The sequence below is a fragment of the Algibacter miyuki genome (assembly GCF_030409805.1).
Classification (GTDB): Bacteria; Bacteroidota; Bacteroidia; order Flavobacteriales; family Flavobacteriaceae; genus Algibacter; species Algibacter miyuki.
Window position 1 is genome coordinate 780,921 of sequence record NZ_JAUFQP010000010.1, and the last position, 12,142, is coordinate 793,062.

General features: G+C 33.7%; 11 protein-coding genes. 9 read left to right on the plus strand and 2 right to left on the minus strand.

The features are described 5' to 3' along the window. Positions 1 to 11: 11 nt before the first annotated feature. A complete protein-coding gene (locus tag QWY92_RS11335) occupies positions 12 to 2,246 on the plus strand; it encodes an ATP-binding response regulator (RefSeq protein ID WP_290271327.1) in 2,235 nt (744 codons plus the stop codon). Here QWY92_RS11335 and lpxK read toward each other — a convergent pair. Beyond that, positions 2,243 to 3,247, minus strand: coding sequence for a tetraacyldisaccharide 4'-kinase (gene lpxK, locus QWY92_RS11340; RefSeq protein ID WP_290271610.1), 1,005 nt, complete (start codon positions 3,245 to 3,247; stop codon positions 2,243 to 2,245). The genes QWY92_RS11335 and lpxK overlap by 4 nt on opposite strands. A gap of 47 nt (positions 3,248 to 3,294) precedes the next feature. Between lpxK and QWY92_RS11345 the strand changes: the two genes are divergently transcribed. The 8 genes from QWY92_RS11345 (at position 3,295) to QWY92_RS11380 (ending at position 11,311) form a co-directional block, all read left to right on the plus strand. Beyond that, entirely contained in the window at positions 3,295 to 4,389 is a 1,095-nt protein-coding gene (locus QWY92_RS11345) for a Nif3-like dinuclear metal center hexameric protein (RefSeq protein WP_290271329.1), read from the plus strand. Positions 4,390 to 4,392: 3 nt separating this feature from the next. Beyond that, positions 4,393 to 5,172 (plus strand): zinc ribbon domain-containing protein, encoded by a 780-nt coding sequence (locus tag QWY92_RS11350; RefSeq protein WP_290271330.1) that lies wholly within the window; start codon positions 4,393 to 4,395, stop codon positions 5,170 to 5,172. A gap of 285 nt (positions 5,173 to 5,457) precedes the next feature. Beyond that, the gene (gene msrA / locus QWY92_RS11355) at positions 5,458 to 6,117 is read left to right on the plus strand and encodes a peptide-methionine (S)-S-oxide reductase MsrA (protein WP_290271332.1); all 660 of its coding nucleotides are present in this window, start codon (positions 5,458 to 5,460) and stop codon (positions 6,115 to 6,117) included. A gap of 81 nt (positions 6,118 to 6,198) precedes the next feature. Continuing rightward, positions 6,199 to 7,161 (plus strand): MBL fold metallo-hydrolase, encoded by a 963-nt coding sequence (locus QWY92_RS11360; protein WP_290271334.1) that lies wholly within the window; start codon positions 6,199 to 6,201, stop codon positions 7,159 to 7,161. Between the two features lie 131 nt (positions 7,162 to 7,292). Further along, positions 7,293 to 8,711: an FAD-dependent oxidoreductase gene (locus QWY92_RS11365; protein ID WP_290271613.1), complete on the plus strand. Its 1,419-nt coding sequence runs from the start codon at positions 7,293 to 7,295 to the stop codon at positions 8,709 to 8,711. A 123-nt stretch (positions 8,712 to 8,834) separates the two neighbouring features. After that, positions 8,835 to 9,398, plus strand: coding sequence for a TetR/AcrR family transcriptional regulator (locus QWY92_RS11370; protein ID WP_290271336.1), 564 nt, complete (start codon positions 8,835 to 8,837; stop codon positions 9,396 to 9,398). 57 nt (positions 9,399 to 9,455) lie between these two features. Continuing rightward, the gene (locus tag QWY92_RS11375) at positions 9,456 to 10,202 is read left to right on the plus strand and encodes an SDR family NAD(P)-dependent oxidoreductase (RefSeq protein ID WP_290271338.1); all 747 of its coding nucleotides are present in this window, start codon (positions 9,456 to 9,458) and stop codon (positions 10,200 to 10,202) included. Positions 10,203 to 10,336: 134 nt separating this feature from the next. Continuing rightward, positions 10,337 to 11,311: an alpha/beta fold hydrolase gene (locus QWY92_RS11380; protein WP_290271340.1), complete on the plus strand. Its 975-nt coding sequence runs from the start codon at positions 10,337 to 10,339 to the stop codon at positions 11,309 to 11,311. Positions 11,312 to 11,324: 13 nt separating this feature from the next. Here the strand turns inward: QWY92_RS11380 and QWY92_RS11385 are convergent, their stop codons facing one another. Next, entirely contained in the window at positions 11,325 to 12,125 is an 801-nt protein-coding gene (locus tag QWY92_RS11385) for a class I SAM-dependent methyltransferase (RefSeq protein ID WP_290271342.1), read from the minus strand. Between the last annotated feature and the right edge of the window lie 17 nt (positions 12,126 to 12,142).

A 12,142-nucleotide genomic window follows, 5' to 3' on the forward strand; every position in this document is an offset into this window, starting at 1 on the left:
CTCATGTTTGTATGTTCAAAATTAAACACTATCTAATTGCTCTTGCAATGCTCTTTAGCGCTGTACTTTGGTCTCAAGAATCTATTGATACCGACCCAGAGCTTAATAAAAATAGGATAGATTACTTTATTAAGCAAGCACAATCATCATTTGAAAATCAAAATTATAAAGACGCATTAACGCATTTAGATCAAGCCTTAAAATTTGCCGAAAAAGATGACATAAAAAAAAGCATCGGGATTATTTACATTTTCAAAGGCCAATTAGAGCTTCACAAAGGTAAAACCGAGAATGCTATTATTGCATTAAACAAATCTATAGAGCTACAACGTTTAATTAAAGACAATGCCAATTTAGGCCATTCTTACAGTGTTTTAGGCGAAGTTTTTTTACATAAAAAAGACTACAAAAAAGCCTTAGATTATTTTATTTCATCTAAAAACTTGTTTTCCGAAGAAGGTTTAGAAAACAAACTTACCGAAACCTTACTTTTAGAAGGAAAAGCGTATATTCTTTTAAACAATTACGAAAAAGCTAGAACAACCTTAGAGCAAACCCTAGCACTATCTCTAAAAAATAATAACAAGCTACTACAAAGCAAAGCCTCTATTAGTTTAGGTAAAGTTTACGACCAGCTAAACCAACAAGCAAAAGCCTTAAAGACCACAACACAAGGCCTTGAAATAGCAAACGACCTTAAACTTATTCCGCAGCGCACCGAAGCCTATTTAGTTTTAAGCGATATTAATAATAGTCTAAATGATTATAAACGTTCTAGAGATTATTTAAAAGATTATCTCAACCTCACAGACTCCATTAAAAACCTAAATAGCAGCACGTTAAACAGTGAAGAAATAAGTATAACTTATAAAAACACTAAAGAGGAATTAGAAAAAACTGCCGAAAAATTAGCGAAACAAGAAGATAAAAATAGTTTTAATACGCTAATTTCAATTTTAAGTGTCGCTTTAATTACTATACTATCTTTACTAACATTGTCGTTATATAAAAACAACAACATACGTTTAAAGACAAATAATATGCTCCACAGAAAAAACGGAGAACTTATTTTAGCTAAAGAAAAAGCAGAGCTTGCCTCTAAAACCAAAGCCAACTTTTTATCCACTGTAACGCACGAGCTTAGAACGCCCCTTTATGCCGTTACTGGTTTAAGTAATATGCTATTGGAAGAAAATCCAAAACCAGAACAAATTCAGCATTTAAAATCGCTTAAATTTTCGGGAGATTATCTACTCACTTTTATTAATGACATCCTTCAAATTAACAAAATTGAAGCCAATAAAGTAGATTTAGAGCCAGAACCATTCAACCTAAATAAAAAAATAAATAATATTGTTTTAGCGCTAAGTAATTCTGCGGAAGACAATAATGTTAAACTACATTTTGAGTACGATAAAGATTTGCCAGAAAACTTTATTGCCGATCAGTTAAAAATATCTCAAATTCTAATAAACCTAGTTGGTAATTCTATTAAATTCACCAAAGATGGTGATATATGGATTCGTGTTTACAAAATCGATCAGGTGGATAAAATCTACACCCTTCGTTTTGAAATAGAAGATAATGGCATTGGTATTACCCAAGAAAAACAAGATCACATGTTTGAGAGTTTCTCTCAAGGCTCTATTCAAATTAATAGAAAATACGGTGGAACAGGCTTAGGTCTATCCATTGTAAAAGGTTTAATTGAAATTTTAAAAGGGCAAATTTACCTTAAAAGTGAACTCGGAAAAGGCACCACTTTTTATTTCGAAATCCCTATTGAATACAGCACCATAAAAGAAGCCGTAGAAGTGAAAACAACTTATTTTAAAGGAAATTCTGAGGAATTAGACTTAAAGAATGTCAAAATATTAGTAGTTGAAGATAACAAAATCAACCAAATGATTACAAAAAAGATTCTGACTAAAATGGATCTGCATTGTGATATTATTGATAACGGAGAAGAAGCTGTTGAAATGATAAAGTCGAACGATTACAACATCATTTTAATGGATATTCATATGCCAGGAATTAGTGGTATTGAAGCTACAAAAATTATTAGAACCTTCGATAAAGATTTAACCATATTTGCGCTTACAGCCGTAACTATTGAAGATAAAATGCATGAATTTGACGAAGCTGGTTTTACGGATATCATACCAAAACCTTTCAAACAAGATGAGTTTGAGAAAAAGCTTTACAATGCATTGTCTTCTAAAAAAGATACCTCTACATCGGTTTAAGCCTTTAAATACAACTTTAAAACACGTATAAATTCGGCTTCCCTATCAACAGAAACGGTTATTGGTAAGTAAAACAACTTACCCTTTAAAGATGCGTAATCTTTAAGGCGCATATAGTCCTTTTCAGTAGTAAGAATTAATTCTTTTTTGCTAAGTTCTTCAATTTCAATTTCAGAAAAATCGTGATGATCGTTAAAATTTAAATGCTCAAACTTTAAGTTTTTAGATTCTAAAAAATCAACTAAAGGTTTCGGATTCGCAATTCCTGTAACCAAAGTAAACGTGTTTAATGCATTAATCTCTAAGCGCTCTTTATCAGAAAATAAACAATCGGCATAAGTAATAGCACTAAAAAATACTTGTTGATTTTTATTAGGAGCAATACATTTGAAAATCTGTTGTTTTTCATTTTCAGATAAATTACTCGGACATTTAGTCACCACAATTACCTGTGCTCTATTTGCGCCACGTCTAGGTTCTCGTAAATTCCCGGTTGGTAAAACCACATCCTTAAAATATGGATTCTCATAAGTGGTAAGTAATATATTAAAACCCGCTTTTACCTTTCGGTGCTGAAAAGCATCATCTAGCAAAATAACATCAGGTGTATTTCCCAAAGCCATCAACTTTTCAATTCCATTTTGCCTATCAGCATCCACTGCCACCAAAACGTCGTCCTTAAATTTATTGTAAAACTGAAAAGGCTCATCGCCCAAAACTTCCGCGGAAGCGTTGTCATTTCCTAACTGAAACCCTTTACTTTTTCGTTTATATCCTCGACTCAATGTAGCAATCTTAAAGTCTGCCTTCAACAACTTAATCAAATACTCAATCATTGGTGTTTTTCCGGTGCCTCCCGTACTTAAATTCCCTACACAAATCACCGGAAAATCGTAAGACTTAGATTTTTTAAAGCCTAAATCAAACAACTTATTCCGCAACCAAGTCACCAAATAATAAATGGGCATCACGGGAAACAAAAGGTATCTTAATAATTTCATCACAACGAAAGTAATTATTTTATCTTTGAAGTAAAACTTAATTAAATATGATTATTCAAGACGTTATAAATCATTTAGAAGAATTAGCGCCATTGGCTTACGCCGAAGACTTTGATAATGTAGGGCTTCTTGTTGGTGATAAACATGCCAAGCTCACCGGTGTTTTAGTTACTTTAGATACTTTAGAAGCCGTAGTAGACGAGGCTATTGCCGAAAATTGCAACTTAATAATAAGCTTCCACCCTATTATTTTTAAAGGATTAAAAAAAATAACCGGCAAAAACTATGTCGAGCGCGTGGTATTAAAAGCTATTAAAAACGATATTGCCATATACAGTATGCACACTGCATTAGATAACGCTTCGCAAGGTGTAAACCACATGATTTGCAATCAACTCGAACTTATAAACCAACACATTTTAACACCACAAAGTGGTACTATAAAAAAACTAACCACTTATGCTCCAGAAAATGACGCTAACGCCGTACGAAACGCTTTATTTGCTGCAGGAGCCGGTAGTATTGGTAATTACACCCAGTGCAGTTTTAATACCAACGGCATTGGCACTTATAATGGCAACGAAAACTCCAACCCCGTTATAGGCGAAAAAGGAAAAACAGAAATAGCCAAGGAAACTAAAATAACCGTAACCTTCGCAAAACATCTAGAATCAAAAATTTTAGATACGCTATTTAAAATGGATTTTTACGAGGAAATAGCATACGAAATAACCACCCTAGAAAACAAAAACCAACATATTGGCATGGGCATGATTGGCGAATTTCAAACCCCAATGGAACAGTCTGCCTTTTTAAGCCATTTAAAAACTAAAATGAACACCGGATTTATCCGTCACTCCGCATTTACAAATAAAAACATAAAAAAAGTAGCCGTTTTAGGCGGCTCGGGCAGCTTCGCAATTAATGCCGCTAAAGCAGCTGGTGCTGATGCTTTTGTAACGGCCGATTTAAAATATCACGACTTTTTTATGGCCGAAAACCAAATTCTATTGGCCGATATTGGGCATTACGAAAGTGAACAGTTCACAAAAAATCTTTTAGTTGTGTATCTTACAAAAAAAATCACTAATTTTGCAATCATTTTATCAAAGATAAATACCAATCCTGTTAAGTATTTTTAAAATATGGCTAAAAAGAAAGAAGTAACTGTTGAGGAGCGCTTAAGAGCTTTATACGATTTGCAAATCATTGATTCTCGTATAGATGAAATAAGAAATGTTCGAGGAGAACTGCCTTTAGAAGTTCGAGATTTAGAAGATGAAGTTGCTGGCTTAAATATACGATTAGAAAAACTTGTTGCAAGTTTGGAAGTTATAGACAACGACATCACTGGAAAGAAAAATTTAATTGAAGAAGCTAAAACTTTAATTAAAAAATACAGTGAGCAACAAAAAAACGTTCGTAACAATCGTGAATTCAACTCTTTAACAAAAGAAGTAGAATTTCAAGAATTAGAAATTGAATTAGCTGAAAAGCACATTAAAGAATTCAAAGTTCAAATCGAGCAAAAGAAAGTTGTTATTTCAGACACTAAAGACCGTTTAAAAGAACGCCAAACACACCTGAAACACAAGAAAAACGAATTAGACGCTATTTTAGCAGAAACCGAAAAGGAAGAGCTAGCATTAATTCAAAAATCTGAAGATTACAAAACGCAAATCGAAGCTCGTTTAGTTGCAGCTTACAATAGAATTCGCAAAAACGTGAAGAATGGTTTAGCCGTTGTACCAATCGAAAGAGGTGCATCTGGAGGGTCTTTCTTTACTATTCCACCGCAAGTGCAAGTAGAAATTGCTTCACGCAAAAAGGTTATTACCGATGAGCACAGTGGACGTATTTTAGTAGACGCCGCTTTAGCCGAAGAGCAAAGAGCAAAAATGGAAAAAATGTTTTCTAAACTATAATCCATTTTCAATACATAAAAAAAGCCTTTAGTTAATCTAGAGGCTTTTTTTTATGCCTAAATTTTTAGCGATCCCTTCGGGCGGGCTTTCCTCTAAAGTTTTGGCTCGATGCGCGCCTCGCCAAAAGCTACCGTTGCAATCCCTATCGCGAGCCACATTGCTAAAAAACAGAATAACTTGCCATCAAAAAGCCTATTCTAAAATAACCTGCCAATTAATTTTACATAACTCATTTTAAGTTTTCATAACTTTATACGTCTAAACCCTGAGAACAAAATATATTTCATGAAACATATTATCCCAATACTAGCCCTAGCCTTATTATTTAGCTGCCAAAACACAGCACAAACCAGTAAAGCACAACAAAACGTACAACAAGCCCAACCAGTAGAAGTTGCCATAAAAAAAGGAAAAGCTCGTGCCTACTTTGCCAGCGGATGCTTTTGGTGCGTAGAAGCCATATACGAAAGCGTAAAAGGTGTCGATGAGTCCATTTCGGGCTATTCTGGTGGCCATACAAAAAACCCAACCTACGCAGCCAGTAACACCGGCAAAACAGGACATGCTGAAGCTGTAGAAATCATTTACGATCCCGAAGTGGTTAGTTTTGAGACCTTGGTTGATGTATATTTCGCATCTCAAAATCTAACTCAAGTTAACGGACAAGGAAATGACAGAGGTTCGCAATACCGTTCTATCCTCTTTTACCAAAACGATGCACAAAAGCAAGTTATTGTAAGCAAAAAAGAAGCCTTAGAAAAAAAGCTCAACATCAAAATTGCCGCAGAAATTTATCCGTTTCAAAAGTTCTGGGTTGCCGAAGATTATCACCAAAACTATGAAAAACGCCATCCGGAAAATGGTTACATTCGTAATGTATCGGTACCAAGATTAAACAGGTTTAAAGCTAATTTTCCGAAGGCACTATTAAAAGACAACCATTAATTTATTTATATGACTCACTTGATATTACTAATTAATTTGAGTAACTTCCTTTAATCATAAAATAATTAAGTACAATCGTAAATGAGTAAATATTACATCTTATTTTTCACAGTATTTATTCTGTCTTGTTCCAATAAAAAAGTTTTAGCAAAAAACATCCCAGAAGAAACAATAATAGATAATACATCCCTTGTTATTCTTGGAACAATACAAGATGCCGGATCGCCACAAATTGGCTGTAAAAAAGACTGTTGCGTCAATCTATTTAAAAATCCAGACCCTACTAGAAAAATAGTTTCATTAGGATTAATTGATACCGAAAATAATAAAAGTTATCTTTTTGAAGCAACGCCAGATATTGCAACTCAAATGAAAATGCTTATCAAATATAACAAGCAAACAGAGCAAGAATTAGCAGATGGTATTTTTTTAACACATGCCCATATAGGGCACTATACAGGTTTAATGTTTCTTGGCAAAGAAGCCATGAATAGTAAAAATATGCCCGTATACGCTATGCCTAACATGAAAACATTTCTTACTGAAAACGGGCCGTGGAGCCAATTAGTAAGCAATAGCAATATAAAACTCGAATTATTAGAAAATGAAAAACCTGTTCAATTATCCAAATCGATAAGCGTTACTCCTATTTTAGTTCCGCATCGCGATGAGTTTTCAGAAACCGTTGGTTATCGTATTTCTGGCCCTAATAAAACGGCGCTATTTATTCCCGATATCGACAAATGGGCTAAATGGAATAAAAACATAACCGATGAAATTAAAAAAGTAGATTATGCCTTTTTGGATGCTACCTTTTATAGCGGACAAGAAATTAACAACAGACCTATTAGCGAAATTGCTCACCCATTTATTATAGAAAGTTTAGAGCAGTTTAAATCTCTAAAAAAGCAAGATAGAAGCAAAGTCGTTTTTATTCATTTCAACCATACAAATCCAGTAATTAATACGAATAGTAAAGCTCATAAAGATGTCATAGAACAAGGATTTAAAATAGGTAAAATCAATGATGTCTTTAAACTCTAATTCATTCCGTTAAGCATTATTCAGTATGATACATATTAAGCTACACCTTATTAAATTTTGAGCTGTAAGAAAATTTACCTAAATTGATTTGCCGTTAAATTGCTATATTTTATAAAAAACCTACTAACCAAATTCATAAAAACATGAACAACATCTTATTGTATGGTGCCGATTGGTGCCCAGATTGTAGAAGAGCTAAAGCCTATTTAAAAGAAAATAATATCGATTTTACTTTTGTAGATGTCGATTTAGATAAAGAAGCCACAGCCCAAGTTGAAGCCATAAACAATGGCAAACGGATTATTCCAACCATTATTATTGACGACAAATCTTATACCAATCCAGACAATATTCAGTTAGCAAGCGTTTTAGGAATAAATGCTGTAGGCCACGTACAATTATTTGGTGCCGATTGGTGCCCAGATTGCCGACGAGCAAAAAGTTTTTTGAGAGACAATGGCATTAATTTCGAATTTATTGATGTAGACCAACACGATTGGGCCACAGAAAAAGTGGAAGAAATTAATAACGGTAAACGTATTATTCCTACCGTTTTAATTAACAGCAAACCTTACACCAACCCAGACAACACAGAACTTACCAAATTACTTTCCATAAATATTGAAAAGCAACACAAAATTTTCGACACTATTATTATTGGGGGAGGCGCGGCTGGTTTAACCACTTCCATATATGCACAAAGGGATCGTTTTGATACTTTGATTTTAGAGAAATCAACCATTGGTGGCAATGCTTTTTTAACCGAAAAAATTGAAAATTACCCAGGGTTTCAGTCTATCTCAGGACCATTATTAATGGAGAAAATGGAAGAACAAGCCAAAACTTACGGAGCCACGATTAAAACAGGCGAAGAAGTTGTTAATATTGAGAAAAAAGATAATCTCTTTTCAATAAAAACAAAAGGCGACACCTATTTAGGTAAATCTGTCGTGTTATCTACGGGTTCTACTTATAGAAAATTAGGTATTCCAAACGAAGAAGCCTTAATTGGATCGGGTATTCACTTTTGTGCCACTTGCGATGGTGCATTTTACAGAGACAAAGATATTATCGTTATTGGCGGTGGAAATTCAGCACTTGAAGAAGGTATCTTTTTAGCTGGTTTTTGTAAAAGCGTTAAAATAGTGCATCGTTCTAAATATTTTTCAGCCTCTAAAACCTATGTTGAAAAACTAGAAAGTATTGAAAATATTTCAACTCACATGAATAAATCATCTCTTGAATTTATCTCAGATGATAAAGGCTTATTTGAAGGCGTGAAACTAAAAGACAATGAAACCCAAGAGGAATCGGTATTAACAGCCGATGGATTATTTATATTTATTGGTTTAATTCCAAATACACAATCTTTTAAAAATATAGTCGATTTAGATTCACGAGGTTTTATTCAAACGAAAGGACTAGCTGAAACTTCAGTAAAAGGTATATTTGCAGCAGGCGATTGTCGTGAAGGTGCTATTGCACAGGTGGCAGCTGCAACTGGCGAAGGTGTTTTAGCGAGCTACGGCATTCGAAGTTTTTTAAAATAAAAGTCTTATTTAAATATAGGAATCGGAGGTGTTTACAATATGTAGATTCCCCTTTTTTATCATCTTAAAACAAAAAAACAGACAGACCTGTCTGTTTATAAATAATTTATATATATTTGCAGTATGAAACATTCTGAAATAAAAAATAGAATCATTGAAACGGCTTCGTTCTTATTTTATCAGAACGGTTATAACTCCACAGGAATCAATGAAATTATTTCAGAAGCTGGTATTGCAAAAGCAACGCTTTACAATCATTTTAAATCTAAAGAAGAAATTTGCCTAGCTTATCTTAAATATAAAAACACAAGTTTTATTGAAGATATAGAAGCCTACACCGCATCTAAACCAAAAGGAAAAGCTCAAATTTTAGCTATTTTTGATTTTCTTGAACTCTTTTTCAAAGATAAAGATTTTAACGGTTGTTGGTGTATTAAAACCGTTTCTGAAATTCCGAAAGACAACGAAATTATAAGAGCAGAAATTCAATCGCAAAAACATAGTTTTATTGATTTAATATCAAAACTTATTACGAATAATTTAGAAAATGTAAAAGAAGCCCAAGTTAAATCTCTTGCCAGACAAATATACTTACTCTACGAAGGCGCTGTTGGCGAAAGCCATTTACACCAAGACAATTGGCCAATAAAAGAAACAAAACAATTATGTTCGCAGATCATATCTTAAAAAAATTTGCATAAACAAAGACAGACTTGTCTGTTTATTTATAAAAAAATAAATAACATGAAAGAATTCGAAAACAAAGTAGCCTTAGTCATAGGTGGAACAAGTGGTATTGGTAACGCAACAGCAAACAGCTTGCTAGAAGGCGGTGCAACTGTACATATTGTAGGTAGAAATATTGACAAAGTAGCCGATGCTCCAAATTTAGTTAAACATGCCGTAAACATTTCTAATACAGACGAAGTAGATACACTAGTGTCCAAAATTTCAGCGTTAGACAACTTAGATTTTCTAGTAAATGCCTCAGGTATTTTTGGACCAAAACCATTTTTAGATCATACTATGGAAGATTATAACTCTTATTTAGATTTAAATAGAGGGTTCTTTTTCATCACTCAAAGTGCCGCTAAAAAAATGAAAGCCACTCAAGGAGGTTCTATTGTAAACGTAGGTTCTATGTGGGCTAAGCAAGCTGTAAAAGCAACACCATCTACAGCTTATTCTATGCAAAAAGCAGGCTTACATTCTTTAACACAACATTTAGCAATGGAATTAGCAGAAGATAACATTCGTGTTAATGCCGTATCTCCTGCCTTAGTAAACACACCTGTGTATCATGGTGTTTTTGGAGGAGAACAAGCTGCTGCAGAAGCTTTGGTTGGTTTTAATGGCTTTCACCCTATTGGACGTTTTGGAGAATCTCAAGATGTAGCAAACAGTATTGTATTTTTACTTTCAGACAAAGCATCATGGGTTACGGGTGCTATTTGGGATACCGATGGTGGTGTTATGGCTGGTAGAAATTAAATACCAACACACATCAATAAAATATAGCGATTTGAAACAGTACTTCAAGTCGCTGTGTTTTTTTTAATTTAGTACCTTCTGAATCCAAAATACGGTCTATTCTATAAGGTAAACCGTATTCAAAAAACTTTCAAATGAAATCATTATTAAGCATACTAATATTAACGCTTGCCTTCTTTTCTTGTAAAACAAGCCTAAATAACAAAGCCTCAAAAGATAGTTATTTCCTACCTCCTGCTACAACATATAATTATGCAGAAATTGATAGTGTAAAATTGTTTTACAGAGCTGCTGGTGATAAAAACAATCCAGTTATCGTGTTACTTCATGGTTATCCATCATCTTCACATTCCTATAGAAATTTAATCCCTATGTTATCCACGCATTATTATGTTATTGCGCCAGATAATTTAGGCTCGGGTTATAGCGCTCACCTAGACCCAGAAACCACCAAATACACCTTTGATTTATTAGCCGATTATACTCAGAAACTGATAAATAAGCTCCACATAAAAAACTATGTTATGTACATGCAAGATTTTGGAGCACCCGTAGGTTATAGAATGATGATGGAAAACCCTAACCGCATAGATGCTTTAATTGTACAAAATGCTAATGCTTATCTTGATGGTTTAACCGAAAAAAGGCAACACTTTTTTAGAACAGCTCAATCCGACACCTCTAAAACACAATATGATTTTTTATACAGCCTAACCGGAAAAGATGCCGTGATTAACAAGCAGTATTTATTTGATTTGGATGAAACAAATATGAATGTTCAAAGTCCGGATGCTTGGACACACGATTTGGCTTTTCTAAATTCAAAAAAAGATAGAGACATACAGGTACAACTATTTCAGGATTACAACACCAATTTATTGAGCTATCCACAATGGCAAAACATGTTAAATAAAAATCAACCCAAAACATTAATTGTATGGGGTAAAAAAGATTTAAAATTTAATGCAAATGGCGCTAAAGCTTACTTAAAAGATTTGCCAAACGCAGAGCTTCACCTTTTGGATGCTGGGCATTTTGCTGCTGAAGAAAAAACAAGAGAAATAGCCGAGTTAATCTTGAAATTTTTAGAAAAACATGATATAAAATAAAAAAGCTACTTTCCTAAACCTTAGTCGCTTTTAAAGTGAAAATTAAAGGATATAATTTATCCTGCGTTACAAACATACCATTATCAGTTTCAATTAAATTCGGCAATACATTATAAGGACTCTCATTATGTTCGGTTAAATATTGGATGTGTAACCCGGCTTCGGTAAGTGCCGAAATCACTTCACCTAAACCATGATTCCATCCATACTCCTTGCTCGTTATTGCCGCTTTTTGGTTAGCGTATGTTCCTTCATATTCTTCATAAATTACCTCATCCTGCATATAACCATAAGTCATTATTGGTTTTTCATTTAAATAATCAAACATCCAAACTATGGGGTGAAACTCTGCCATAAAAAAAGTCCCCCCTTGTTTCAGGCGTTCGGCTATCATTTTTCCCCAAGGTTTTAAATCGGGCAACCACCCAATAACGCCATAACTTGTAAATACAATATCGAATTCTTCTTTTATATACTGAGACGTTTCCAAGACATTGCAACATACAAACTGAGCATCTAACTCCAATTCTTCATTTAAAGATTTTGCAAGTTTTATACCCTCATCACTTAAATCTACACCAGTGCTTTTAGCTCCTAACCTACTCCAACTTAAAGTATCTTGTCCAAAATGACATTGCAAATGAAGAAGTGATTTCCCTTGTACATCACCCAAAGCGTCCAACTCATAAGGCATTAAAGAAGACTTTCCTTTTTTAAAAGCTTCCATATTATACATATCACTTTTGGCATGTACTTTTACTTTTTCGTTCCAGGTGGCTTTATTGGTTTTAAAATATTTAGTGTTATTTGTCATCTTCAAAGTATCTTTAC

Coding starts and splice junctions, on each gene's coding strand:
- QWY92_RS11335 (WP_290271327.1), top strand. CDS start 12: ATGTTCAAAATTAAACACTATCTAATTGCTCTTGCAATGCTCTTTAGC.
- lpxK (WP_290271610.1), bottom strand. CDS start 3,247: ATGAAATTATTAAGATACCTTTTGTTTCCCGTGATGCCCATTTATTAT.
- QWY92_RS11345 (WP_290271329.1), top strand. CDS start 3,295: ATGATTATTCAAGACGTTATAAATCATTTAGAAGAATTAGCGCCATTG.
- QWY92_RS11350 (WP_290271330.1), top strand. CDS start 4,393: ATGGCTAAAAAGAAAGAAGTAACTGTTGAGGAGCGCTTAAGAGCTTTA.
- msrA (WP_290271332.1), top strand. CDS start 5,458: ATGAAACATATTATCCCAATACTAGCCCTAGCCTTATTATTTAGCTGC.
- QWY92_RS11360 (WP_290271334.1), top strand. CDS start 6,199: ATGAGTAAATATTACATCTTATTTTTCACAGTATTTATTCTGTCTTGT.
- QWY92_RS11370 (WP_290271336.1), top strand. CDS start 8,835: ATGAAACATTCTGAAATAAAAAATAGAATCATTGAAACGGCTTCGTTC.
- QWY92_RS11375 (WP_290271338.1), top strand. CDS start 9,456: ATGAAAGAATTCGAAAACAAAGTAGCCTTAGTCATAGGTGGAACAAGT.
- QWY92_RS11380 (WP_290271340.1), top strand. CDS start 10,337: ATGAAATCATTATTAAGCATACTAATATTAACGCTTGCCTTCTTTTCT.
- QWY92_RS11385 (WP_290271342.1), bottom strand. CDS start 12,125: ATGACAAATAACACTAAATATTTTAAAACCAATAAAGCCACCTGGAAC.